22 protein-coding genes, 1 tRNA gene and 1 pseudogene are annotated in these 24,597 nt (G+C 72.3%); 11 read left to right on the forward strand and 13 right to left on the reverse strand.

What is annotated here, in order from left to right; translation table 11 throughout:
• Positions 1–4 precede the first annotated feature (4 nt).
• Together ACFYR0_RS19815 and ACFYR0_RS19820 are read left to right on the forward strand one after the other, a co-directional pair.
• Positions 5–904: an ABC transporter ATP-binding protein gene (locus ACFYR0_RS19815; RefSeq protein WP_389329341.1), complete on the forward strand. Its 900-nt coding sequence runs from the start codon at positions 5–7 to the stop codon at positions 902–904.
• Positions 901–1,617 (forward strand): ABC transporter ATP-binding protein, encoded by a 717-nt coding sequence (locus ACFYR0_RS19820; protein WP_386380276.1) that lies wholly within the window; start codon positions 901–903, stop codon positions 1,615–1,617. The genes ACFYR0_RS19815 and ACFYR0_RS19820 overlap by 4 nt, the downstream gene beginning before the upstream one ends.
• Before the next feature lie 72 nt (positions 1,618–1,689).
• Here the strand turns inward: ACFYR0_RS19820 and ACFYR0_RS19825 are convergent, their stop codons facing one another.
• Complete coding sequence (locus ACFYR0_RS19825; protein WP_389329344.1) at positions 1,690–2,355, reverse strand: ANTAR domain-containing response regulator; 666 nt, start codon at positions 2,353–2,355, stop codon at positions 1,690–1,692.
• A 101-nt stretch (positions 2,356–2,456) separates the two neighbouring features.
• Between ACFYR0_RS19825 and ACFYR0_RS19830 the strand changes: the two genes are divergently transcribed.
• A tRNA-Leu gene (locus tag ACFYR0_RS19830) sits at positions 2,457–2,529 on the forward strand.
• 281 nt (positions 2,530–2,810) lie between these two features.
• On the opposite strand, the gene pyk is transcribed toward ACFYR0_RS19830, so the two are convergent.
• Together pyk and ACFYR0_RS19840 are read right to left on the reverse strand one after the other, a co-directional pair.
• Positions 2,811–4,241 carry a pyruvate kinase gene (gene pyk, locus ACFYR0_RS19835; protein ID WP_389329347.1) on the reverse strand — a complete coding sequence of 477 codons (1,431 nt, stop codon included), beginning with the start codon at positions 4,239–4,241 and terminating at the stop codon, positions 2,811–2,813.
• 206 nt (positions 4,242–4,447) lie between these two features.
• Complete coding sequence (locus ACFYR0_RS19840) at positions 4,448–5,164, reverse strand: SIMPL domain-containing protein (RefSeq protein WP_389329350.1); 717 nt, start codon at positions 5,162–5,164, stop codon at positions 4,448–4,450.
• A gap of 168 nt (positions 5,165–5,332) precedes the next feature.
• Between ACFYR0_RS19840 and ACFYR0_RS19845 the strand changes: the two genes are divergently transcribed.
• Positions 5,333–7,141 carry a bifunctional metallophosphatase/5'-nucleotidase gene (locus ACFYR0_RS19845; RefSeq protein ID WP_389329353.1) on the forward strand — a complete coding sequence of 603 codons (1,809 nt, stop codon included), beginning with the start codon at positions 5,333–5,335 and terminating at the stop codon, positions 7,139–7,141.
• Positions 7,142–7,249: 108 nt separating this feature from the next.
• On the opposite strand, the gene ACFYR0_RS19850 is transcribed toward ACFYR0_RS19845, so the two are convergent.
• The 6 genes from ACFYR0_RS19850 to ACFYR0_RS19875 form a co-directional block, all read right to left on the reverse strand.
• On the reverse strand, positions 7,250–8,671 hold the full coding sequence (locus ACFYR0_RS19850; protein ID WP_389329356.1) for a lysine N(6)-hydroxylase/L-ornithine N(5)-oxygenase family protein: 1,422 nt from the start codon (positions 8,669–8,671) through the stop codon (positions 7,250–7,252).
• On the reverse strand, positions 8,668–10,125 hold the full coding sequence (locus ACFYR0_RS19855) for a pyridoxal phosphate-dependent decarboxylase family protein (RefSeq protein ID WP_389329359.1): 1,458 nt from the start codon (positions 10,123–10,125) through the stop codon (positions 8,668–8,670). The genes ACFYR0_RS19850 and ACFYR0_RS19855 overlap by 4 nt, the downstream gene beginning before the upstream one ends.
• Before the next feature lie 295 nt (positions 10,126–10,420).
• Positions 10,421–12,919: an aminopeptidase N gene (pepN, locus tag ACFYR0_RS19860; RefSeq protein WP_389329362.1), complete on the reverse strand. Its 2,499-nt coding sequence runs from the start codon at positions 12,917–12,919 to the stop codon at positions 10,421–10,423.
• A 222-nt stretch (positions 12,920–13,141) separates the two neighbouring features.
• A complete protein-coding gene (locus ACFYR0_RS19865; RefSeq protein ID WP_389329366.1) occupies positions 13,142–13,660 on the reverse strand; it encodes a two-component system response regulator in 519 nt (172 codons plus the stop codon).
• A gap of 132 nt (positions 13,661–13,792) precedes the next feature.
• Complete coding sequence (locus tag ACFYR0_RS19870) at positions 13,793–14,143, reverse strand: chorismate mutase (RefSeq protein WP_386380285.1); 351 nt, start codon at positions 14,141–14,143, stop codon at positions 13,793–13,795.
• A 240-nt stretch (positions 14,144–14,383) separates the two neighbouring features.
• A complete protein-coding gene (locus ACFYR0_RS19875; RefSeq protein ID WP_389329369.1) occupies positions 14,384–14,818 on the reverse strand; it encodes a GNAT family N-acetyltransferase in 435 nt (144 codons plus the stop codon).
• A 206-nt stretch (positions 14,819–15,024) separates the two neighbouring features.
• Here ACFYR0_RS19875 and ACFYR0_RS19880 point away from each other — a divergent pair, with 206 nt between their 5' ends.
• The 3 genes and pseudogenes from ACFYR0_RS19880 (at position 15,025) to ACFYR0_RS19890 (ending at position 17,345) form a co-directional block, all read left to right on the forward strand.
• Positions 15,025–15,918, forward strand: coding sequence for a hypothetical protein (locus ACFYR0_RS19880; RefSeq protein ID WP_389329372.1), 894 nt, complete (start codon positions 15,025–15,027; stop codon positions 15,916–15,918).
• A 116-nt stretch (positions 15,919–16,034) separates the two neighbouring features.
• Positions 16,035–16,888 (forward strand): annotated as a pseudogene (locus tag ACFYR0_RS19885) (beta-galactosidase); the annotation flags it as partial.
• A gap of 118 nt (positions 16,889–17,006) precedes the next feature.
• Positions 17,007–17,345 carry a hypothetical protein gene (locus ACFYR0_RS19890; RefSeq protein ID WP_389329817.1) on the forward strand — a complete coding sequence of 113 codons (339 nt, stop codon included), beginning with the start codon at positions 17,007–17,009 and terminating at the stop codon, positions 17,343–17,345.
• A 108-nt stretch (positions 17,346–17,453) separates the two neighbouring features.
• On the opposite strand, the gene ACFYR0_RS19895 is transcribed toward ACFYR0_RS19890, so the two are convergent.
• Entirely contained in the window at positions 17,454–18,359 is a 906-nt protein-coding gene (locus ACFYR0_RS19895; RefSeq protein ID WP_389329375.1) for an SDR family oxidoreductase, read from the reverse strand.
• Position 18,360: 1 nt separating this feature from the next.
• Positions 18,361–19,107: an SDR family oxidoreductase gene (locus tag ACFYR0_RS19900; RefSeq protein ID WP_389329378.1), complete on the reverse strand. Its 747-nt coding sequence runs from the start codon at positions 19,105–19,107 to the stop codon at positions 18,361–18,363.
• 85 nt (positions 19,108–19,192) lie between these two features.
• Here ACFYR0_RS19900 and ACFYR0_RS19905 point away from each other — a divergent pair, with 85 nt between their 5' ends.
• Genes ACFYR0_RS19905 through ACFYR0_RS19920 form a run of 4 tightly spaced genes read left to right on the forward strand, consistent with a single transcriptional unit; the run spans position 19,193 to position 22,612 of the window.
• Positions 19,193–19,945 carry an enoyl-CoA hydratase family protein gene (locus ACFYR0_RS19905; protein ID WP_389329381.1) on the forward strand — a complete coding sequence of 251 codons (753 nt, stop codon included), beginning with the start codon at positions 19,193–19,195 and terminating at the stop codon, positions 19,943–19,945.
• Complete coding sequence (locus ACFYR0_RS19910; RefSeq protein ID WP_389329384.1) at positions 19,942–20,757, forward strand: CoA transferase subunit A; 816 nt, start codon at positions 19,942–19,944, stop codon at positions 20,755–20,757. Before ACFYR0_RS19905 ends, ACFYR0_RS19910 begins: the two co-directional genes overlap by 4 nt.
• On the forward strand, positions 20,754–21,470 hold the full coding sequence (locus ACFYR0_RS19915) for a CoA-transferase subunit beta (protein ID WP_389329387.1): 717 nt from the start codon (positions 20,754–20,756) through the stop codon (positions 21,468–21,470). Before ACFYR0_RS19910 ends, ACFYR0_RS19915 begins: the two co-directional genes overlap by 4 nt.
• Complete coding sequence (locus tag ACFYR0_RS19920) at positions 21,470–22,612, forward strand: NAD(P)H-dependent flavin oxidoreductase (RefSeq protein WP_389329390.1); 1,143 nt, start codon at positions 21,470–21,472, stop codon at positions 22,610–22,612. Before ACFYR0_RS19915 ends, ACFYR0_RS19920 begins: the two co-directional genes overlap by 1 nt.
• A gap of 92 nt (positions 22,613–22,704) precedes the next feature.
• Here the strand turns inward: ACFYR0_RS19920 and ACFYR0_RS19925 are convergent, their stop codons facing one another.
• Positions 22,705–23,862 (reverse strand): acetyl-CoA C-acetyltransferase, encoded by a 1,158-nt coding sequence (locus ACFYR0_RS19925; protein ID WP_389329393.1) that lies wholly within the window; start codon positions 23,860–23,862, stop codon positions 22,705–22,707.
• A 37-nt stretch (positions 23,863–23,899) separates the two neighbouring features.
• Positions 23,900–24,538, reverse strand: a complete 639-nt coding sequence (locus ACFYR0_RS19930) for a TetR/AcrR family transcriptional regulator (RefSeq protein ID WP_389329396.1) — start codon at positions 24,536–24,538, stop codon at positions 23,900–23,902.
• Positions 24,539–24,597 lie beyond the last annotated feature (59 nt).

The following is a 24,597-nucleotide window of genomic DNA, read 5'->3' on the forward strand; positions in this document are numbered from 1 at the left end:
CCACATGACCACCGAAACCACCACCAAGGACACCGCACCCACCGGGACGACGGTGCTCGACGCCCGCGGCGTCACCATGCGCTTCGGCGGCCTCACCGCCGTACGAGGCGTGGACCTCCAGGTCAACAGCGGTGAGATCGTCGGACTCATCGGCCCCAACGGCGCCGGCAAGACGACCTTCTTCAACTGCCTGACCGGCCTGTACGTGCCCACCGAGGGCGAGGTCCGCTACAAGGGCCAGGTCCTGCCGCCGAAGTCCTTCAAGGTCACGGCGGCCGGCATCGCCCGTACGTTCCAGAACATCCGTCTGTTCGCCAACATGACGGTCCTGGAGAACGTCCTGGTCGGCCGGCACACCCGCACCAAGGAAGGCCTCTGGTCCGCCCTGCTGCGCGGTCCCGGCTTCCACAAGGCCGAGGCCGCCTCCCGCGCACGCGCCATGGAACTCCTGGAGTTCGTCGGGCTCGCGAACAAGGCGGAGCACCTCGCGCGCAACCTCCCCTACGGCGAGCAGCGCAAGCTGGAGATCGCGCGAGCCCTGGCCAGCGAGCCCGGGCTGCTGCTCCTCGACGAGCCCACCGCCGGCATGAACCCCCAGGAGACCCGGGCCACCGAGGAACTGGTCTTCGCCATCCGCGACATGGGCATCGCCGTCCTCGTCATCGAGCACGACATGCGCTTCATCTTCAACCTCTGCGACCGGGTTGCCGTGCTCGTCCAGGGCGAGAAGCTCGTCGAGGGCGACAGCGCGACCGTCCAGGGCGACGAGCGCGTCGTCGCCGCCTACCTCGGCGAGCCCTTCGAGGGCGACCCGGGGACGACGGAGGCGGCGGAGGTCGCGGCCGCCGAGGCGGCAGCCGACGCACCGAAGGACAACGCGCCCGGCAAGGAGAACGACCGATGACCGCACTGCTCGAAGTCGAGGACCTCCGGGTCGCCTACGGCAAGATCGAGGCCGTGAAGGGCATCTCCTTCAAGGTGGAGGCCGGCGAGGTCGTCACCCTCATCGGCACCAACGGCGCGGGCAAGACCACGACCCTGCGCACGCTGTCCGGTCTGCTCAAGCCGGTCGGCGGCCAGATCCGCTTCGAGGGCAAGTCCCTGAAGAAGATCCCCGCCCACAAGATCGTCTCGCTGGGACTCGCGCACTCCCCCGAGGGGCGGCACATCTTCCCCCGCATGACGATCGAGGACAACCTCCGCCTCGGTGCCTTCCTGCGCAGCGACAGGACCGGCATCGAGAAGGACATCCAGCGTGCCTACGACCTCTTCCCCATCCTCGGGGAACGTCGCAAGCAGGCCGCGGGAACCCTTTCGGGCGGTGAGCAGCAGATGCTCGCCATGGGCCGGGCGCTGATGTCCCAGCCGAAGCTGCTCATGCTCGACGAGCCCTCGATGGGTCTCTCGCCGATCATGATGCAGAAGATCATGGCGACCATCGCCGAGCTCAAGTCGCAGGGCACGACGATCCTGCTCGTCGAGCAGAACGCCCAGGCGGCACTGTCCCTGGCCGACCACGGCCATGTGATGGAGGTCGGCAGCGTCGTCCTGTCGGGCACGGGCCGGGACCTGCTGCACGACGACTCGGTGCGCAAGGCGTACCTCGGCGAGGACTGAGCACCCGCGTGAACGGCTGAGGCCCGCGTCCCGGATCACCGGGGCGCGGGCCTCACGCTTGACGCGACGGGGTCAGCCCTTGTCGGCCTTCGCGGCCTTCTTCTCCTCGGCGTCCTGGATGACGGCCTCGGCGACCTGCTGCATGGACATGCGGCGGTCCATGGACGTCTTCTGGATCCAGCGGAACGCGGCCGGCTCCGACAGGCCGTACTCGGTCTGGAGGATCGACTTGGCGCGGTCGACCAGCTTGCGCGTCTCCAGGCGCAGAGTGAGGTCGGCGACCTCCTTCTCCAGCTCCTTGAGCTGCGTGTACCGGGACACGGCCATCTCGATCGCCGGGACGACGTCGCTCTTGCTGAAGGGCTTGACCAGGTACGCCATGGCACCGGCGTCCCGCGCGCGTTCGACCAGGTCGCGCTGGGAGAAGGCGGTGAGCATCAGCACCGGGGCGATCGACTCCTCGGTGATCTTCTCGGCCGCGGAGATGCCGTCGAGCCTGGGCATCTTCACGTCGAGGATGACCAGGTCGGGCCGGTGCTCCCGGGCCAGTTCGACGGCCTGCTCGCCGTCGCCCGCCTCGCCGACGACCGTGTAGCCCTCCTCCTCCAGCATCTCCTTGAGGTCGAGGCGGATCAGCGCCTCGTCCTCGGCGATGACGACACGGGTCGTCAGCGGAGGCACGTGCGACTTGTCGTCGTCGGGCGCGTCTACGGGCTGGGGCGACTCGGGCGCGGTCACGGGGGCTCCTTGTTCAGGGCGGGGTACTGCTGACAAGAGCCTACCCAGCTGCGGTAAGGTGGGGACACGGCGGGTGACCGTCGCCCTTTGTTTCCAAGGAAGCCCCGGTAGCCCAGCGGTAGAGGCAATGGTCTCAAACACCATCCAGCGTCGGTTCGAATCCGACCCGGGGTACTTTTCCTCTAAATCCAAGGTCACTACCATTCGGCGGATGTTCGCGTTCTGGTGAACATCCGTTTTTCGCGTCGTATCGCCGGAAGCGCTCACGTGCGGTAGCCATGCGAGCGAACGAACCCGGCATCCGGACAATCGCCGAACGAACAAACAATGCCGTCGTTCGCACGACTTCGGCCGAACCGCTCGATTCCGGCCCGGCCACCGCGTCCGCCCGTCGGTCCGTCAGCCCGCCGGTCCGTCAGTCCGTCAGCCCGCCGGTCCGTCAGTCCGTCAGTCCGTCAGTCCGAACCGTCGCCGATGTGGTGCACGCGGACCAGGTTGGTGGTGCCGGACACCCCGGGGGGCGAGCCGGCCGTGATGACGACCGTGTCCCCCTTCTCGCAGCGGCCGTACTTCAGCAGCAGCTCGTCGACCTGGGCGACCATCGCGTCGGTGGTGTCGACGCTCGGCCCGAGGAACGTCTCGGCGCCCCAGGTGAGGCTGAGCTGGGAGCGGGTCGCCGGGTCGGGCGTGAAGGCGAGGAGGGGGATCGGGGAGCGGTAGCGGGACAGCCGGCGGGCGGTGTCGCCGGACTGGGTGAAGGCGACCAGGAACCGGGCGCCGAGGAAGTCGCCCATCTCCGCCGCCGCGCGGGCCACCGCACCGCCCTGGGTGCGGGGCTTGTTGCGTTCGGTCAGCGGCGGCAGGCCCTTGGCGAGCATGTCCTCCTCCGCCGCCGTGACGATGCGGGCCATCGTCCGGACCGTCTCGACGGGGTGCTTGCCGACGCTCGTCTCGCCGGACAGCATCACCGCGTCGGTGCCGTCGAGCACGGCGTTGGCGACGTCGCTGGCCTCGGCCCTGGTCGGACGCGAGTTGTCGATCATCGAGTCGAGCATCTGGGTCGCCACGATCACCGGCTTGGCGTTGCGCTTGGCCAGCTTGATCGCCCGCTTCTGGACCATCGGCACCTGTTCCAGCGGCATCTCCACGCCGAGGTCGCCGCGCGCGACCATGATGCCGTCGAAGGCGGCCACGATGTCGTCCACGGCGTCCACCGCCTGCGGCTTCTCCACCTTGGCGATGACCGGGAGCCGACGGCCCTCCTCGGCCATGATCTGGTGCACGTCCTCGGCGTCGCGTCCGCTGCGGACGAAGGAGAGGGCGATGACGTCGCAGCCGGTGCGCAGGGCCCAGCGCAGGTCGTCCTCGTCCTTTTCCGAGAGCGCGGGGACGGAGACGGCGACCCCGGGGAGGTTGAGCCCCTTGTGGTCGGAGATCACACCGCCCTCGACGACGGTCGTGCGCACCCGCGGGCCCTCGACGGACGTGACCTCCAGGCACACCTTGCCGTCGTCCACGAGGATGCGCTCACCGGCGGTGACGTCCTCCGCGAGCCCCTCGTACGTCGTCCCGCACTGGTGGCGGTCGCCCTCGGCGCCGTCCTCGACGGTGATGGTGAAGCTGTCACCGCGTTCGAGGAGTACGGGGCCTTCGGTGAAGCGGCCGAGTCGGATCTTCGGACCTTGAAGGTCGGCGAGGACGCCGACACTGCGACCGGTCTCGTCCGCGGCCTTGCGGACGCGGTGGTAACGCTCCTCGTGCTCGGCGTGCGTGCCGTGGCTGAGGTTGAGGCGGGCGACGTCCATTCCGGCTTCGACCAATGCCTTGATCTGGTCGTACGAGTCGGTGGCGGGGCCCAGGGTACAGACGATCTTTGCTCGGCGCATACTTCGAGCCTATGCCTTACCGGTGGGTAGAGAATTGGCCGGGCATGACCACTCAACAACCTTTGCGTGAAGCGGTGTTGACAACTGTTGAATTGTGCGGGGGGCCGCTCCGATGAGCATTCCGCCGGGGAGCGAAGGCCTCTTCCGGCTCGCCCTGGAAGCGTGCCCGCCTTTCCATTCGAATTCCGCTCTGCTGCCTGAATTCCCTACAGGCGCGGCGGATTCATCGTGAAACGCGCGTCGACCACGGCGTACACGTGCTGGCGCTCGGGTTCGAGGTCGAGGGGCGCGGCGGTGCCGGCCTCGGCGGCCACGGCGTAGGCGGCGGAGCGCATCCGGCCGGCGCCGGCCTGGTGGGCCAGACGGTTCTCGGCGTCGGCGTCGGCGAGTTCGAGCAGGGCGACGAGACGGGTGCCGAGCGCCTCGGCGTACTCGCGGGCCCGCTGGACCGCCTCGCGTACGGCCTGCTGCCTGGCCTCTCGGTGCGCGGGCGAGTCGGGGCGCAGCGACCACCAGGGGCCGTCGACATGGGTGAGGTCCAGGTCGGCGAGGCGGGTGGTGAGTTCACCGAGGGCGGTGAAGTCGGTGAGCTCGGCGGTGATCCGTACGGTGCCGTGGTAGCTGTGCACGCGTTCGCCCCGGCCGTGCTTGGTGAGCTCCGGGGTGACCGAGAAGGCGCCGGTCTCCACGCGTTCGACGGCGTCGCCGTAGGACCTGACGAGGTCGAGGACGGCGGCGTTGCGTCGGGTGAGGTCGTCGAGGGCCGCGCGGCGGTCGCGGCCCCGTGCGCCGGCCGTGATGCCGAGTCGGGCGAGTTCGGGGTCGACCTCGAGGTGGGCCTCGCCCCTGACGGCGATACGGGGGGCGCCGGGTGTGCCGTAGGGGACGGGCGGCTGGGGACTCGCGGGCTCGGGTGTGGTCATACGTCCCACTCTGTCACCGCGCGGGCGGTTCAAGTCCGTTGATTCACAGGTTGGGTCACCCAATCGAAACCTGCCCGGCCTATTGCGTCTCGCCATGCTCGGGTCAGAATCTACGCGCACTGTCTACGCGCGTTGTCGCTGTTTCTCGTCGCCGAGGAGAGTTCGAAGATGGCCTTGGACCGCCGGAAGTTCCTGAAGAAGTCCGCCGTGACCGGGGCGGGGGTGGCGCTGGCCGGCACGGCGGCGGCTCCGGCCGCGCAGGCCGCCGAGAGCGCGCCGGCCGCCGAGGGCCGGGAGAAGCGGTACGCGCTGACCGTGATGGGCACCACCGACCTGCACGGCAACGTCTTCAACTGGGACTACTTCAAGGACGCCGAGTACACCGACGCCAAGGGCAACTCCAAGGGCCTGGCGCGCATCTCGACCCTGGTCGACCAGGTGCGCGAGGAGAAGGGCCGCTGCAACACGCTGCTGCTCGACGCGGGTGACACGATCCAGGGCACCCCGCTGACCTACTACTACGCCAAGGTCGACCCGATCACCGCCGAGGGCGGTCCGGTGCACCCGATGGCACAGGCCATGAACGCCATCGGGTACGACGCGGTGGCGCTCGGCAACCACGAGTTCAACTACGGCATCGAGACGCTCCGCAAGTTCGAGGAGCAGTGCGACTTCCCGCTGCTGGGCGCGAACGCGGTGGACGCCAAGACACTGCGGCCGGCGTTCCCGCCGTACTTCATGAAGACCTTCCACGTGAAGGGCGCGCGGCCGGTGAAGGTGGCGGTGCTGGGTCTGACGAACCCCGGCATCGCGATCTGGGACAAGGCGTACGTGCAGGGCAAGCTGGCGTTCCCGGGTCTGGAGGAGCAGGCCGCGAAGTGGGTGCCGAAGCTGAAGTCGATGGGCGCGGACGTGGTGATCGTCTCCGCGCACAGCGGTTCCTCGGGCACCTCGTCCTACGGCGACCAGCTGCCGTACGTCGAGAACGCGGCGGCGAACGTGGCGCGGCTGGTGCCGGACATCGACGCGATCCTGGTGGGCCACGCCCATGTGGAGATCCCGGAGCTGAAGGTCGTCAACGAGAAGACGGGCCGGACGGTCGTGCTCTCCGAGCCGCTGTGCTACGCGGAGCGGCTGACCCTGTTCGACATCGGTCTGGTGTTCCGCAAGGGCCGTTGGGAGGTCGAGACGGTCGCGGCCTCGCTGCGCAACTCGAACACGGTGGCCGACGACCCGAAGATCTCCCAGCTGCTCGACGACGAGCACGCGGCGGTCGTGGAGTACGTCAACCAGGTGGTCGGAACGGCGACCGAGACGCTCACGACGGTCGAGGCGCGCTACAAGGACGCTCCGATCATCGATCTGATCACAAGGGTCCAGGAGGACGTGGTGCGCGCCGCGCTGGCGGGCGGCGAGTACGCGGCCCTGCCGGTGATCTCGCAGGCCTCCCCGTTCTCTCGCACGTCGGAGATCCCGGCGGGCCGGGTGACGATCCGCGACCTGTCGAGCCTGTACGTCTACGACAACACCCTGGTCGCGAAGCTGATGACGGGCGCGCAGATCAGGGCGTACCTGGAGTACTCGGCGCAGTACTTCGCGCAGACCGCGCCCGGCGCGGCGGTGGACGTGGAGAAGCTGACGAACGCGGCCGGGCGTCCCGACTACAACTACGACTACGTGTCGGGTCTGTCCTACGAGATCGACATCGCCCAGCCGGCGGGTTCGCGGATCAGGAACCTGACCTACGACGGTGCCGCGCTGGACGATGCTCAGAAGTTCGTTTTCGCGGTGAACAACTACCGTGCGAACGGCGGTGGCGCGTTCCCGCACGTGGCGGCGGCGCAGGAGCTGTGGTCGGAGTCGACCGAGATCCGTACGCGGATCGCGGAGTGGGTCACCGCCAAGGGGGTGCTGGACCCGAAGGACTTCGCGTCGGTGGACTGGAAGCTGACCCGCGAGGGCACGCCGGTGTTCTGAGTCCCCCGCCGGACCGAAGTCCGTGCCGGGAGCCGGGTCTCCGGCGGGAGCAGGGGCTCCGCCGGGGGCTCGGGCCCGGCCCCTGTCGGGGGCCGGGCCCGGTCGGCCTCAGATCCCTTCCGCGAGCGGGGTCAGCGCCTCGGGCGTCCGCGCGGAGGGGATCTGGGGCCTTCGGTCCTCCAGCCCGAAGGTGGTGAAGGCGGTGCGGTGCGGCAGGGGGTAGGGCTCCTTGCCCGTCACGGAGTTGAGGATGGTCGCGCTGCGCCAGGCGGCGAGGCCGAGGTCGGGGGCGCCGACGCCGTGGGTGTGCCGTTCGGCGTTCTGCACGTGGACGGTGCAGCCGGCGCCGCTGACGGAGGGGTCGAGGACGAGCCGGAAGTCCTCGTCTACACGGGGCCGACCGGCGCTGTCGCGGCGCAGATACGGGTCGAGCCCGGCCAGGATGCGGCCGAGCGGGCGTTCGCGGTAGCCGGTGGCGAGGACGACGGCGTCGGTGGTGAGACGGCTGCGCGTGCCCTGAACCCGGTGTTCGAGGTGGAGTTCGATCCTCGCGTTGGCGATGCGGCCCGCGGTGCGGACGTGGACGCCGGGCGTCAGCACGGCGTCGGGCCAGCCGCCGTGCAGGGTGCGGCGGTAGAGCTCGTCGTGGATGTCGGCGATGGTCTCGGCGTCGATGGCCTTGTGCAGCTGCCACTGGGCGCCGACCAGCTGGTCGCGGGCGGGCTCGGCGAGCGCGTGGAAGTACCGGGTGTGGTCGGGGGTGAAGTGCTCCAGGCCGAGCTTGGAGTACTCCATGGGCGCGAACGCGGCGGTGCGGCCGAGCCAGTGGAGGCCTTCACGGCCGGCCGGGCGGTTGCGGAGCAGGTCGAGGAGGATCTCTGCGCCCGACTGCCCGGAGCCGATGACGGTGACATGACCGGCCTGGAGCAGGGCCTCGCGGTGTTCGCGGTAGTCGGCCGCGTGCAGGACGGGTACGCCGGGGGCGTCGACGAGCGGCTTCAGCGGGTCGGGGACGTAGGGCTCGGTGCCGACGCCGAGGACGATGTTCCGGGTGACGGTGCGGCCGAGGGCCTCCGCCTCCCCGTCGCCGTCGAGCTGGGTGTGGTCGACCTCGAAGACCTCCCGCTCGGGGTTGAAGCGGACGCCGTCGACCTGGTGGCGGAAGCGCAGTCCGGGCAGGTTGTCCGCGACCCAGCGGCAGTAGGCGTCGTACTCGGCGCGCTGGATGCGGAAGCGCTCGGCGAAGTAGAAGGGGAAGAGCCGCTCGCGGCTCCTGAGGTAGTTGAGGAAGGTCCAGGGGCTGGCGGGGTCGACGAGGGTGACCAGGTCGGCGAGGAAGGGCACCTGGAGGGTGGCCCCGTCGATGAGCAGACCGGGGTGCCAGTGGAAGGCGGGGCGCTGCTCGTAGAAGACGGCGTCGAGTTCGGCGAGCGGGTGGGCGAGCGCGGCGAGGGAGAGGTTGCTCGGGCCGATGCCGATGCCGACGAGATCGCGCGGGGTGTCGCCTTCGTGGTGCGGGGGACGGTTCATGGTGCGGTGTGTCCTTCCACGGTCCTGAGCAGCGCGGCCAGGTCCTCGGGCCGGGTGTGGGGGTTGAGCAGGGTCGCCTTCAGCCAGACGCGGCCGTCGGCCCGGGCCCGGCCGAGGACGGCACGGCCGTCGGTGAGCAGACGGCGGCGTACGACGGCGACGGCCTCGTCGGTGGCGTGCGCGGGCCGGAACAGGACGGTGCTGATGACCGGCCGGCCGTACAGCTCGAAGGCGGGGTGCGCGGCGACGAGGTCCGCGAACTCCTGGGCGCGGTCGCAGACCTGGTCCACCAGCGCGCCCAGTCCGGCGCGGCCGAGCGTCCTGAGGGTGACCGCCACCTTGAGGATGTCGGGGCGCCGCGTGGTGCGCAGGGACCGGCCGAGCAGGTCGGGCAGGCCCGCCTCGGTGTCGTCGTCGGCGTTGAGGTAGTCGGCCTGCTGGTGCAGGGCCGCGAGGTCGCCGGGATCGCGTACGGCGAGCAGGCCGACGGCGACCGGCTGCCAGCCGAGTTTGTGCAGGTCGAGGGTGACCGTGTGGGCCGCGGCCAGGCCGTCCAGGAGGGAACGGCGGCGGTCGCTGAACAGGAGCGGCCCGCCGTAGGCAGCGTCGACGTGCAGCCGGGCGCCATGGGCGCGGCACAGCCCCGCGATCTCGCCGAGGGGGTCGATGAGCCCGGCGTCGGTGGTGCCGGCCGTGGCGGCGACGAGGTGGGGGCCGGTGACGCTCTTGAGGGCGCCGTCGAGCGCGGCGGGGTCGAGCGTCCCGGCCGGGGCGGGGACGACGACCGGGTCGGGCAGGCCGAGCAGCCAGGCGGCCCGGGTGAGCGAGTGATGGGCGTTCGCGCCGCACACCAGCCGGACGCCTCCGCCACACGTCTCACGGGCCAGCAGCAGGGCGAGCTGGTTGGCCTCGGTGCCGCCGGTGGTGACGAGGGCGTCGCCGGGGGTGGGGACGGTGTCGCCGGGGGTGATGCGGGCGTCGCTGGGAATGGGGACGGTGGCGCCGGGAGTGGCGCGGGCGTGGCCGCCCTGGCGGCCCGGGTGGACCTCGGCGGCGAGGGCGCGGGTGACCAGGGCTTCGAGGGCGGAGGCGGCCGGTGCCTGGTCCCAGGAGTCGAGGGACGGGTTGAGGACGCTCGCGGCGAGGTCGGCGGCGGTGGCGACGGCGAGCGGCGGACAGTGCAGATGCGCGACGCACAGCGGTTCGGCGGGGTCTGCGGCGCCCTCCGCCAGGGCCCGCACGAGCGTGTGCAGGGCGTCCGGGTCGCCGTGGTCGGGCAGTACGTCGCCGACGGCGTCGGCCAGCCGCGCGGCGACCGCGTCGGGCCCGCCCGCGGGCATCGGACCGCCCCGGGCCCTGCGTCCCTCGTCCAGGGCGTCGAGAACGGTGCCGAGCAACGGCCTCAGCGCGCCGGGGCCTTGAGAGCCTGAGGCGAGGGGTGGCGGCGTGCTCACGGGCTTCCTCCTCGGGCGCGTCGCGGCGATGGGCCGCAGCGGGATCCCCAGCTTGTACGGGGACGGGGTGACGCGTCCGGAAAGCCGGTGACCGGAACCCGAAAGGGGGTACTTCCGCGGGGAACGCCGGCCGACCGCCGAGGAGGGGCGGGTCGCGCGGGGTGGTGGCCGCGGGCGGCCCGCAGCGGCGGGTGGCACGGGGTGGTGGCCGCGGGCGGCCCGCGGCGGCAGGCGGCAGGCGGCCCGCGACGGGCGGCCGGGCGAGCGCGCCCGGCCGCCCGCTGTCGTACGGCGGTTACGCCTCGCCCCGGACCCGCAGCGCGCGGGCGAGGTCGTCGAGCTGGTCGACCAGCTTGCGGCGCAGCGCGGGAATCGGCTCGGCCTCGTCGAGGCACCGCTCCCCGAGGCGCAGGGTCTCGGTGTCGACGGCGTGGGTGGGGAAGGCCCAGCGGCCCGCGGCGTCGGCGATGGCGGGCCCGCGGCGTTCGGCGAGGGCGACGGCGTCGTCGTAGTAGCGCGCGACGTAGGGCCGCACCAGGTCGGCCTGTTCGGGCTGCCAGAAGCCCTGCGCGGTGGCGGTGAACAGGTAGTTGGACAGGTCGTCGCCGCTGAACATCGCCTCCCAGGCACGGGCCTTGGCCTCCGGCTCCGGCAGGGCGGCACGGCAGCGCGCGGCGCCCTCCTGGCCGGTGGCGCTCGGGTCGCGCTCGAGCTCGGCGGCGATGGCGGCCTCGTCGGTGGCGCCGAGGACGGCGAGGCGCCCCAGTACCCGCCAGCGCAGCTCGGGGTCGAGTTCGGGCCCGCCGGGCACGGTGCCGTCGGCGAGCCAGGCGGCGATGGTGTCGGGCTGGGCGGCGACGTCGATGTAGTGGCGAACGGCGATCAGACGCAGGCCGGGGTGGGAGCCGTCCTCGGTGCGGCGGATGAGGTCGCGGCACAGGGAGCCGACGGTGGACAGGGCGACGGGCCGGGCGTCGGCGCTGAGGTAGCGGTCGGTGATCTGGCCGGTGGCGAAGCCGAGGACGCCCTGCACGAGGGCGAGGTCGGTCTCGCGCGGCAGATGGGCGCGGGCGGTGTCGAGGTAGGCGGCGGGCGGGAGTTCGCCGTCGCGCACGGCGTCCCGCAGGGCGTTCCACACGACCGCGCGGGTGAGGGGTTCGGGCAGGCCCGACAGTCCGGTGCGCAGTGTCTCGAACGACTCGGGGTCGAAGCGGACCTTGGCGTAGGTGAGGTCGCCGTCGTTCAGCAGCAGCAGGGCGGGTCGCTTGCCGATGGGCAGGGCGTCGGTGCCGGGGACGTCGAGGTCGAGCCGCGTGCGCAGTGCGAGGTGGCCGCCCTCGTCGGCGTGGTCGCGGTCGTAGAGGCCCACGGCGATGCGGTGCGGGCGGCTGCCCGCGTGGTCGACGGTGAGGGTGCAGACGCCGTTCTCGCCGGAGGTGACGCGCGGGGTGAGCGTGTCGACCCCGGTGGTGCGCAGCCAGGCGTCGGCCCAGGCGGGGACGTCGCGGTCGGTGGCGGCGGCGAGGGAGTCGATGAAGTCGGCGAGGGTGGCGTTGCCGAACCTGTGGCGGGAGAAGTGGTTGTTGATGCCCGCGAGGAAGTCCTTCTCGCCGAGCCAGGCGACGAGCTGGCGCAGGGCGGAGGCGCCCTTGGCGTAGGAGATGCCGTCGAAGTTGAGCAGGGCGGAGGCCGTGTCGTCGACGGCGTCGGGGGCGACGGGGTGCGTGGAGGGCCGCTGGTCGGCGTCGTAGCCCCAGCCCTTGCGGACGACGCCGAAGTCGGTCCAGGTGTCGGTGAAGCGGGTGGCCTCGGTGAGGGTCTGGTAGCCCATGTACTCGGCGAAGGACTCGTTGAGCCAGATGTCGTCCCACCACCTGAGGGTGACGAGGTCGCCGAACCACATGTGGGCCATCTCGTGGGCGATGACCATCGCGCGCGTCTGGCGCTCGGTGTCGGTGACGGCCGAGCGGAACACGAACTCGTCCCGGAAGGTGACGAGTCCGGGGTTCTCCATGGCGCCGGCGTTGAACTCGGGGACGAACGCCTGGTCGTAGGAGTCGAACGGGTAGGGCTCGTCGAACTTCTCGTGGTAGCGGTCGAAGCACGCGCGCGTGACGTCGAGGATTTCGTCGGCGTCCGCGTCGAGGTGGGGCGCGAGGGAGCGGCGGCAGTGCAGCCCGAAGGGCAGGCCGCGGTGCTCGGTGCGCACGGAGTGCCAGGGGCCGGCCGCGACGGCGAGGAGGTAGGTGGAGATCAGCGGGGTGGGCGCGGCCTCCCAGAGGCCGTCGCCGAGGTGCCGGGTGGTGCTGTTGGCGAGGACGGTCCAGTTCTCGGGCGCCTTGACGGTCAGCTCGAAGACGGCCTTGAGGTCGGGCTGGTCGAAGGCCGCGTAGACGCGCTGGACGTCGTCGAGGAACAGCTGGGTGTAGAGGTAGGTCTCGCCGTCGGTGGGATCGGTGAAGCGGTGCATGCCCTCGCCGGTGCGCGAGTAGCGCATGGCGCTGTCGACGCTCAGCTCGTGTTCGCCGGGGGTGAGGTTCTTCAGCGGCAGCCGGTTGCCGTCGAGGCCGCCGGGGTCGAGCGGCTGTCCGTCGAGGGTGGCGGAGCGCAGTTCGGCGGGCTTGAGCTCGACGAAGGTGTCCGTACGGTCCTGGCCCTCGCGCACCGTGAAGCTGATCCGGGTGCGGGAGTCGAAGGTGTCGTCGCCGGTGGTGAGGTCGAGGTCGACGCGATAGCGATGGACGTCGAGGAGCTGGGCACGGGTCTGCGCTTCGTCGCGCGTGAGTACGGACATGGACGACATGCTGCCTGATGGCTCCGGCAGGGCACAGGGGCGGTTGACTTCGTGAGCGCACCGTGACGCGCCGTTGTGCGCCGCTCGCACGCCCGTGCGCCGTCCGGATGCCCGGCGCGTCCTCGCCTCGGGTCGGGAGCCCGCCCACCGGACAGGGTTCTCGGGGCAGGAGTCCGCCCACCGGACAGGATTCTCGGGCCGGAGCCCGCCCGCCGGCAGGCCTTACGCCCGGTCCTGGGCGGGCGTGACGCGGGACTCGCGCTGCTGGGGGACGAGGGCGTCACGCTGGGGCGCGGCCGTGATGGCGGAGCCGGTCACGGCCCGCAGGTCGCGCAGTTGCTGCTGGAGGGCGACGTGGCGCTGATGGGCCTCGTAGAGGTAGCGGATCTTGGTGCGCAGGGACCACGGGTCGACCGGCTTGGTGATCAAGTCGGCGACGCCCAGGCCGAACGCGGCGGTGGTCAGCTCCTGGTCCGGGCCGAAGCCGGTGAGCAGGACGACCGGGATGTGCTGGGTCTGCTCCAGGCGGCGCATGTACCGCACGACCTCCAGGCCCGCCGCGCCCGGCGCGCGGACGTCGAGCAGCAGGAGGCCGACCCGGCCGCGCAGGACCTGTTTGAGCGCCTCGTCGCCGCTGGTGGCGCGGGCGATGCGGTGGCCGAGGGGGACGAGGGCGCTCTCCAGCGCGTACAGCGTGTCCTCGTGATCACCGACGATGAGGATCCTGGCATCCGACGCCATGGCCGGACCTCCCTCCCGCTGGGTCCGCAAGGTGGTGCCTGACTGACGCGCTGTGCCCGTCGGCTGACGGGGAGTGCACAGCGCAGCATGCACCGCGCCGGGCTCGGTGTCACGCCCGGGGTGTGTTTCCGGTCAGCGGGCCGTGGCGGGCTGACCGCTGACGGTGTCCTCCGCGATGCGCTCGTGATGCCGGATGACCTCGGCGATGATGAAATTCAGGAACTTCTCCGCGAAGGCCGGATCGAGCTTGGCGTTCTCGGCCAGCGTGCGCAGCCGTGCGATCTGACGGGCCTCGCGGGCCGGGTCGGCGGGCGGCAGTTGGTGCACGGCCTTGAGGTGGCCGACCTGCTGCGTGGCCTTGAACCGCTCCGCGAGCATGTGGACGACGGCCGCGTCGATGTTGTCGATGCTGTCGCGCAGCCGCGCGAGCTCCTCGCGCACGGCGGGGTCGACGTCACCGGTTCCGTTCTGGCTGGTGGTCATGAGCGTCCACCCTACGTGGCGGGTGGGGGTCGGTTCACCGGCGCACAGGACAGAATCCGGGGCCGCTGGCCGAATCACGCGCCCTGTCGGCGCCGGGAGCTCGGGCCGCGCGCGACGTGCGCCGCGGTGGGCCCGGCGCTTGTGACCGGATCCCGCCGGGCGCCGGGGAGCGGGCGCGCGTCCCCCGGACCGCCCGAGGGCTCGACCGCCGCCGGGACGCGTGCGTCTGACCGGTTCTGCTCAGGTTCCGATCTTCTTGTGCAGATGTACGTCCTGATGTCCGCCGGGGATCCCTTCCGTGCGGCCGGTCTCGCGGAAGCCGAGGCCTCGGTAGAAGTCGGGCGCCTGGAAGGTGAACGATGAGACGATCATGTCGGTGCAGCCGCGGCGCACGCCCTCCTCCTCGGCGGCGCGCATGAGCCGGCTGCCGAGACCGGTGCCGCGCGCGTCCTCGCGCACCCAGAGCATGTCGACGGCGCACAGGCTGCCCCAGATCCATCCGGTGAGCCCGCCGGCCGTCCCGCCGTCGGCGTCCGTGACGGACACGCTGAGCTCCTCCGGCGTACCGGCCCTCGTGGCCCGCTCGTTGAACGCGGTGAGTTCGTCGTCGAGACGCTTCTCGAGCGCGTCGTCCTTGCCGCCCACCCGAAGCGCGAAGTCATGATCGTCGGTCACGGCGCGGAGTATGCCAGGCGTGCGCGGGGCGGGACGAAGGGTTTCCGGGCGCGGGGCACGGCGAAAAGGGGCCCGGGCGCGGGGAAAGGTCCGCGGGCGCGGGCGTCTCCGGCGCGCAGCCGTGCTCGGCGCTCAACCACACCGGGGAAAAAGCGTTCTTCTCCTCGTAGAGTGGACATCGGGTTCAGCGTCTTGGGGGTACGGACGTGGCGAACGGCGGACCGGTCGAGCACGGTTACCCGCATCTGGACACGGTGCGGGAGGCCGTCACCGCCCTGTACCGGCGGCTGTCGTACGACACCGTGCGGATGTTCACGACGAGCGTGGCGCCGGCCGATGTGGCGTTCTGCGACACCGACGACCTCTATCTGGGCACACAGCGCGTCGCGCACGAACTGGTGCGGCACTTCCGGCTGCCGGATGCCCGAATGATCGTGAGCTTCCGGGAGATGACCCATGCGGCCAATGTCGAACTGACCTCGGGTCCCGAGTACTTCATCGAGCTCAACGATCGTTTCCGTTCGCATCGCCGGGACATCGGCGCGGCGCTCGCGCACGAGATCATGCATGTGTATCTGCACCGGCTCGGTCTGTCCTTCGCCGGCACCCGGGACAACGAGATCCTCACGGACACGGCGACGACCTATCTGGGCGCGGGCTGGCTGCTGCTGGACGCCTACCGGGAGGACGGGGCGTCCTCGCAGAAACTGGGGTACCTCACACCGGAGGAGTTCGGCTACGTCCTGGCCAAACGGTCGCTGGTGTTCGGTGAGGACCCCTCGACCTGGTTCACCAGCGCACAGGCGTACACGGCGTTCGCGAAGGGGATGACCCGGGCCCGGCACGACGGGCAGCAGCCTCCGCTGACGGCGGCGGGCTGGGCGGGCCGCCGCCGCTACGCCCGTGACCGCCGGCACGCCCAGGACCACACGCCCGCCGCCGCCCCGGACACGTCCTACGCCTTCACTCCGCAGGAGCGGGGTCCGCTGCGGGTCTCCTTTCCGTGCCCCACGTGCCATCAGCGGATCAGGGTGCCGGTAAGGGGGCGGGTGCGGGCGCGGTGCGGGTTGTGCCGGACGGTGCTGGAGTGCGACACGTGACGGGGGCGGCGACAGGGCCGGGGGCCGGACCGAGATCCTGTCCGAACCGCACGCGCGCGCGTCCAGCGTGTAGGGCGCGCCGGCGCCGTCCCGGCTCCCCGACCGGAGAGACCCTCATGTTCGAGATGTCGCCCGAGGGCTTCTCCCCCGACGGCCGTCCGCTGCGCCTGCTCTCGGGCGCCCTGCACTCCTTTCGGGTGCTGCCCGAGCAGTGGCCGCACCGGCTGCGCCGGCTCAGGGCCATGGGCCTCAGCACCGTGGAGACGTACGTCCCGTGGAATCTGCACGAACCGCGCCCCGGTGTGTTCGACTTCGACGGAATCGCCGATCTCGATCGTTTTCTGCTCACGTCGCGGGAGGCGGGGCCGCACGCGATCGTTCGCCCCTCGCCGTACATCTGCGCGGAGTGGGACAACGGCGGGCTGCCGTGGTGGCTGCACGCCGACCGTGAGGTGCGGGCGCTGCGGTGCGGCGACCCGGCGATGTGCATGGAGTTCTGGTGCGGCTGGTTCGACCACTGGGGCACCGGCCATGTCGTGCGAGACACTCAGGACGCCGCGGAAGCACTCGCGGAGGTCCTGCGGGCGGGCGCGTCGGTGAACGTCTGCATGGCCCACGGCGGCACCAACTCCTCCACATGGGCGGGCGCCAGCACGGAGGACCCGGCGACCGGTGAGCGCTACCGGCCGACGGTGAGCACTACCGGCCGACGGTGACCAGTTACGACTACGACGCCCCGATCGGCGAACGGGGCGCGGCGACGAAGAAGTTCCACGCCTTCCGCGAGGTGCTGGCCGCCTGCGCGGACGGCCCGCCGCCCGCACCGGAACCGGCCGCCGCCCTGCTGCCGCCCGCGCGGGTGGAACCCGCCTGGTCGCTGGCCCTGTTCGACGCCCTGGACTCACCGGCCGGTCCGGAGCGCACGGCTCCGCTGCCGCCGTCCTTCGAGGAACTCGGCATCGGGCAGGGGCTCGTGCTGTACCACGCGCGCGTGCCGGGCCTCGGGGGCCGTACCCGCTGTCGGTGCAGGGGCTCGCCGACCGGGCCCATGTCCATGTCGGGGTACGAGCGACCGCGGGAGCCGTCGAGTGACCGTCCTTTCCGTCCGCCGTCCGGTGACCGTCCTCGCCATGGACCTTCCCGTCCGCGAGGCTCTCTTCGACGCCGCCGCGCTGAACCGCCTCACGGCCGTCGCCGACGGCGATCCCTCGCTCGTGGTACGGGACTTCGCCGACCCGGCGGTGGCCGGGGCCCCGGCGCGGGCCGAGGTCCTGCTGACCGGCTGGGGCTGCCCGCCCCTGACCGCCGAGGCACTCGCCCGTATGCCGAGGCCGCGCACGGTCGTGCACGCCGCGGGGTCGGTGAAGCACCACATCACGGAGGCTGCCGGTCCGGTGCGGGCGGAACACCTCACGCGCTCGGCGTGAACCCACCACCGCGCGAGCCCCGCGCACACCCCAGGGCGTCCCCAAGCCCCACGCACACCCCACATCACGCTTGCCCCGAGCCTCGCGCACACCCACGGAACGCCCGCCCTAAGCCCCGTACACAGGCCAAGGCCGCTCCCCCGCGGCCAGCAGCTCGCGGGCCGTCTCCCCCGCCTCGGCCGGGGTCCACCGGGCCGCCTTGTCGGCGGTCGGCCCCGGTCGCCAGCCCGCCATGAGCGTGATCCGCCCGCCCTCGGCCTCGAACACGCGCCCGGTCACCCCGTCGCAGGCGGCCGAGCCGAGCCAGACGACCAGCGGGGAGACGTTCTCCGGCGCCATGGCGTCGAAGCCGGTGGCAGGTGCCGCCATGGTCTCGGCGAAGGCGCGTTCCGTCATCCGGGTCCGGGCCGCGGGCGCGATGGCGTTGACCTGGACGCCGTAGCGGCGCAGCTCGGCCGCGGCGACCAGGGTCAGCCCCACGATCCCGGCCTTCGCGGCGCTGTAGTTGCCCTGTCCGACCGATCCGGCGAGACCGGCGCCGCTGGCGGTGTTGACGATCCGCGCGACGGACGGGCGCCCGGCCCTGGCCTCCGCCCGCCAGTGCGCGGCGGCGTGCCTGAGCGGCAGGAAGTGCCCTTTGAGATGGACGCGTACGACCGCGTCCCAGTCGTCCTCGTCGAGGTTGACCAGCATCCGGTCGCGCAGGAACCCGGCGTTGTTGACGAGGGTGTCCAGCCGGCCGTACGTCTCCAGGGCCGAGCGGACGACTGACGCGGCGCCCTCGGTCGTGGCGATGTCTCCGCCGTGGGCGACGGCCTCGCCGCCCGCGGCGCGGATCTCGTCGACGACCCGGGCGGCGGGGCTGCTACCGCCCGGGGTGCCGTCGAGGCCGACGCCGAGGTCGTTGACGACGACCCGCGCGCCCTCGGCGGCGAAGGCGAGCGCGTGCGCGCGCCCGAGGCCGCGTCCCGCGCCGGTGACGACGACGACCCGGCCGTCGCAGATTCCGCTCATCTCAGCTCTCCTTGGGGGCGGTTGCCGCGTCGAGGAAGGCGGGCCGTTCCCCGCCGCCGTGCACCAGCAGCGAGGCCCCGGTGATGTAGGCGGCGGCCGGGGAGGCGAGGAACACGGCCGCCTCGCCCACGTCGGACGGCTCGGCCAGGCGGCCCAGGGGGACGGTTCCGGCGACGGCGGCGACCCCGGCCTCGTCGCCGTAGTGGAGGCGGGACAGCTCGGTGCGGACCATGCCCACGACGAGGGTGTTGACCCGGATCTCGGGCGCCCACTCCACGGCCATCGAGCGGGCGAGGTGTTCCAGTCCGGCCTTGGCCGCCCCGTAGGCCGCGGAGCCGGGCGAGGGCCGGGCGCCGCTGACACTGCCGATCATCACGATCGAGCCGCGGGCACGGCGGAGCCGCTCGTACGCGGCGAGCGAGGCGGTCAGCGGTGCGACGAGGTTCAGCTCGACCACGCGGGCATGCCGTTCGGGGCCGGCGTCCGTGAGCCGCCGGTAGGGCGTGCCGCCCGCGTTGTTGACGAGGACGTCCAGGCGTGGCAGGTCCGCGAAGAAGGCCCGCACGGCGTCCGGGTCCCGCAGGTCGAGGGGCCTGAACTCGACTCCCGGCAGGCGGACTTCGGGCGGCCGGCGGGCGCACACGACCACCTCCGCGCCGGCCTCGGCGAACGCCGCCGCGATGCCCGCGCCGACGCCCCTGGTACCCCCGGTGACGACGGCGATCCTGCCGCGCAGCGAGTTGTCCACAGGCCCTCCCGCTCGAATGCGCCGACTGCTAGCTTCGAAGGGTCTCACCTAACAAACGTTTGGTGGAAAGGTAGCTGATGCGCCCATGGGTGTCTCCACCTCGACCCCGGAAAAGGGGATCCACGTCGTCACGGTCGACTTCCCGCCGGTGAACGCGCTGCCGGTGGCCGGCTGGTCCGCCCTGGCCGACGCCGTGCGCGCGGCCGGCAGCGCCCCGCAGGCGCGGTGCGTGGTGCTGGCGGCGGAGGGCAGAGGGTTCAACGCGGGCGTGGACATCAAGGAGATACAGGCGGATCCGGACCGGGCCCTGCTCGGGGCCAACTCCGGCTGCGCGGAGGCCTTCGCCGCGGTCTACGAGTGCGAGGTCCCGGTCGTGGCGGCGGTGCAGGGCCACTGCCTGGGCGGCGGCATCGGCCTGGCGGGCAACGCGGACGCGATCGTGGCGAGCGACGACGCCCGGTTCGGGCTGCCGGAGCTGGACCGGGGCGCCCTCGGCGCGGCCACGCATCTGGCCCGGCTGGTCCCGCCGCATCTGATGCGCACCCTCTACTACACCTCGCGCACGGTGGGCGCGGCGGAGCTGCGCACGCACGGCTCGGTGTGGCGGGTGGTCCCGCGCGGGGAGCTGCGCGCCGCCGCGCTGGAGCTGGCGCGCGAGATCGCCGCGAAGGACGGCCGCCTGCTGCGGCTGGCCAAGGCGGCGATCAACGGAATCGACCCGGTGGACGTGCGCCGGAGCTACCGCTTCGAGCAGGGCTTCACCTTCGAGGCGGCCCTGAGCGGGGTGGCCGACCGGGTCAGGAACACCTTCGGCGTGGACGGGGCGGTGACCGAGTGACCGACAAGACCATGACCGCCGACGAGGCGGTGGCCCGGCTGACGAGCGGAATGACTCTGGGCATCGGCGGCTGGGGTTCCCGCCGCAAACCGATGGCCCTGGTCGGAGCCCTGCTCCGGACCGCGGTCACCGACCTCACCGTCGTCTCCTGCGGCGGCCCCGACGTCGGCATGCTCGCGGCGGCCGGGCGCGTCCGCAGGCTGGTGGCGCCCTTCGTCACCCTCGACTCCGTCCCGCTCGAACCGCACTACCGGGCGGCCCGTGAGCAGGGTGCCCTGGAGCTGACCGAGATCGACGAGGCGATGTTCCTGTGGGGTCTGCGGGCCGCCGCCCACCGGATGCCGTTCCTGCCGGTGCGGGCCGGACTCGGCTCCGACGTGATGCGGATCAACCCCGGCCTGCGGACGGTGACCTCGCCGTACGAGGACGGCGAGACCTTCGTCGCCGTGCCGGCGCTGCGGCTGGACGCGGCCCTGGTGCACGTCAACCGCGCCGACCGGCGGGGCAACGGACAGTATCTGGGCCCCGACCCCTACTTCGACGACCTGTTCTGCGAGGCCGCCGACACCGCGTACGTCTCCTGCGAGCGGATCGTCGACACGGCCGAGCTGACCAAGGAGGCCGCACCCCAGACCCTGCTGATCAAGAGGCACACGGTCACGGGCGTGGTCGAGGCCCCGAACGGGGCGCACTTCACCTCCTGCACGCCGGACTACGGCCGGGACGAGGCCGCCCAGCGGGAGTACGTGAGCACCCCTTGGCCGGTGTACGCCGAACGGCATCTCGGCCGGGGCGAAGGGAGCCGGACATGACCGCCACCCGTGCCGAGTACTGCGTCGTCGCCTGCGCCGAGGCCTGGCGCGGTGCGGGCGAGATCCTGGCCGGTCCCATGGGGCTGATCCCCTCGCTGGGCGCGCGGCTGGCCCGTCTCACCTTCGCCCCGGACCTGCTGCTGACCGACGGCGAGGCGCTGCTCGTCCGCCCCGACGGCACCCCGGAGGGCTGGCTGCCCTACCGGCAGCACCTCGGCCTGGTCACGGGCGGGCGGCGGCACGTGATGATGGGCGCGAGCCAGCTCGACCGCCACGGCAACCAGAACATCTCCTGCATCGGCGACTGGGCGCGGCCGAGGCGACAGCTGCTGGGTGTCCGCGGCGCGCCGGTGAACACGCTGAACCATCCGACCAGTTACTGGGTCCCGAGGCACTCGCGGCGGGTGTTCGTGGAGCGGGTGGACCTGGTGTGCGGGGTGGGCTACGACCGCGCCGCGGGCGCGCCCCACCACCGGCTCGTCCGGGTCGTCTCCGACCTCGCCGTCCTGGACTTCGCGACGCCCGACCACTCGATGCGGCTGGCCTCGCTGCATCCCGGGGTGAGCGTCGAGGAGGTGCGGGAGGCGACGGGTTTCGCGCTGACGGTCCCCGACGAGGTGCCGTACACCCGTGATCCCACGGCCGAGGAGCTGCGTCTGGTCCGGGAGGAGCTGGATCCGGGCAACACGCGCGCGAGAGAGGTGGACCGGTGATGCCGCCGACACCCGCCGTGCCCCCGTCGAAGCCGCCGGTGCCTCCGCCGACGGAGACCGCACCGACCCCGCCTCGGGTGCCTCCGCCGGCGGGGACCGCGCTGACCCGGCTGGTCGGGGTCCGCCGTCCGATCGTGCAGACCGGCATGGGCTGGGTCGCGGGCCCCCGCCTGGTCTCCGCCACGGCGAACGCGGGAGCGCTCGGCATCCTGGCCTCCGCCACGATGACCGTCGACCGGCTGCGGGAGGCGGTCCGCGAGGTCAGATCCCGTACGGACGCGCCCTTCGGGGTCAACCTGCGCGCCGATGCCGCCGACGCGGGCGACCGGGTCCGGGTGATCGTCGAGGAGGGGGTACGGGTCGCCTCGTTCGCCCTCGCGCCCTCTCCCGGTCTGATCGCCGAGCTCAAGGAGGCCGGGGTGGTGGTGATCCCGACCGTGGGGGCCCGGCGGCACGCCGAGAAGGTCGCGGCGTGGGGCGCGGACGCGGTGATCGTGCAGGGCGGCGAGGGCGGCGGCCACACGGGCGAGGTGGCGACGACGGTACTGCTGCCGCAGGTGGTGGACGCGGTGCGGATACCGGTCGTGGCGGCCGGGGGGTTCTTCGACGGGCGCGGCCTGGTCGCGGCGCTGGCCTACGGGGCGGCGGGGGTCGCGATGGGCACGCGGTTCCTGCTCACCTCCGACTCGACGGTCCCCGACGCGGTCAAGGCGCGCTATCTGGCGGCCACGGTCCAGGACGTCACGGTCACCCGGGCCGTGGACGGCATGCCCCACCGCATGCTGCGCACGGACCTGGTCGACTCCCTGGAGCACACCGGCCGCGCGAGAGCACTGCTCCGGGCCGTGCGCCACGCGGCGGCCTTCCGCGAGCTCTCCGGGCAGTCCTGGCGCGGAATGCTCCGGGACGGCCGGGCGCTGAGACACGCCGAGGACCTGACCTGGAGCCGGCTCCTGCTCGCCGCCAACACGCCGATGCGGCTCAAGGCCTCGATGGTGGACGGCCGCACGGATCTCGGGGTGATGGCGTCCGGGCAGGTCGCCGGGGTGATCGACGACCTGCCCTCCTGCGCCGAGCTGGTGGACAGGATCATGGGCGAGGCCGGGGAGGTGCTGGCCGCACTGACAGGTCACGCCCCGTGAGGGCCCGTGAGGCCGTGAGGCCCGCGTGAGGCCGTGAGGCCCGCCTAGTGACCTCGACGGAGACTCCCCCGCTCACCTCCCCGCCCTGATCGTCACACTCTCTCGATGATCGTCACGTTGGCCTGCCCCCCGCCCTCGCACATCGTCTGGAGCCCGAACCGGCCGCCCGCGCGCTCCAGTTCGTGCAGCAGGGTCGTCATCAGACGGACGCCGGTGGCGCCCAGGGGGTGGCCGAGGGCGATGGCGCCGCCGTTGACGTTGACCCGGCCGGGGTCCGCGCCGGTCTCCTTCAGCCAGGCCAGGACGACCGGCGCGAAGGCCTCGTTGATCTCGACGAGGTCGATCTCGTCGATGGTCATGCCGGTCTTCTTCAGGGCGTGCGCGGTGGCCGGTATGGGAGCGGTGAGCATACGGATGGGGTCCTCGCCGCGCACGGAGAGGTGGTGCACCCGGGCACGGGGGGTGAGCCGGTGCTCGCGCACCGCCCGCTCGGAGGCGAGCAGCATCGCCGCCGCGCCGTCGGAGACCTGCGAGGAGCAGGCGGCGGTGATCGTGCCGCCGTCGATCACCGTCCCGAGCCCGGCCATCCTCTCCAGCGAGGTGTCCCGGCGCGGGCCCTCGTCGGCCAGGACGTCGCCGTAGGGGACGAGTTCACGGTCGAAGCGGCCCTCGTCGGCGGCCCGAACGGCGCGCCGGTGGGACGTGAGGGCGAACTCCTCCTGGTCCCGGCGGCTGATCCCCCACTTCGCGGCGATCATCTCGGCGCCGGTGAACTGGTTGACCGCGCGGTCGCCGTAGCGCGCCCGCCAGCCCTCGCTGCCCGCGAAGGGACCCTGGGTGAGTCCGAGCGGCTCGGCGGCCTGGCGGGTGGCGAAGGCGATGGGGATCATCGACATGTTCTGCACCCCGCCGGCGACGACGAGGTCCTGGGTCCCGGAGAGCACGGCCTGCGCGGCGAAGTGCACGGCCTGCTGGGAGGAGCCGCACTGCCGGTCCACGGTCACCCCGGGCACCTCCTCCGGCAGCCCCGCCGCCAGCCAGCAGGTGCGTGCGATGTCCCCGGCCTGCGGCCCGACCGCGTCCAGACAGCCGAGCACGACGTCCTCGACGGCACCCGGGTCGACACCGGCCCGGGCGACAAGTTCCTTCAGCACATGCGCGCCGAGGTCGGCCGGGTGCACCCCGGCGAGACCTCCCCCGCGCCGCCCCACGGGCGTACGGACCGCTTCCACGATGTAGGCCTCTGCCATGGCGACTCCCTCGCACGAGAAGGCGTAGAAGATGGGGCTATTCGCGTACGGCGATCCCGTCCAGCACCATCGACAGGTACTGCCGGGCGATCTCCTCCGGGCTGTGGTGTCCGCCGGGCCGGTACCAGGACGCGGCGACCCACACCGTGTCCCGCACGAACCGGTAGGTGAGCCGGACGTCGAGGTCGGCCCGGAAGGCCCCGGCCGCGACGCCGCGTTCCAGCGTGGCGAGCCACGCCGTCTCGAATCTGCGCTGGGAGTCGGCGAGGAACGCGAACCGTTCCTGCGCCACCAGCTGCCTGCTCTCCTTCTGGTAGATCGCGACGGCTGCGCGGTGCCGGTCGATCTCCCGGAACGACTCGGTGACCAGCGCCTCGAGCGTCTCGCGCGGTCCCAGCGAGGCGTCCAGGACGGTGTCGTAGCCGTCCCACAGTTCGTCGAGGAAGGAGCGCAGGATCTCCTCCAGCATCGACTCCTTGGAGTCGAAGTGGTAGTAAAGGCTGCCCGCGAGCATGCCCGCGTGGTCCGCGATCTTGCGTACGGTGGTGGCGTTGTAGCCCTGTTCGGCGAACACCTCGGCGGCGGTGTCGAGGAGTTCGCGGCGACGGGCGGCCTGGGCGGCGCCGGCCGCGGGCCTGCCCGCCGTCGTCACCTGGGGCTTCTTCTTGGTCGGCACGCACACATTGTGTCCCCCGCGCGCCCGGGGGCCTGGCGCCGCGGTACGGACCGGACTCC

The sequence above is a fragment of the Streptomyces sp. NPDC005017 genome (genome assembly GCF_042873115.1).
Lineage (GTDB): Bacteria > Actinomycetota > Actinomycetes > Streptomycetales > Streptomycetaceae > Streptomyces.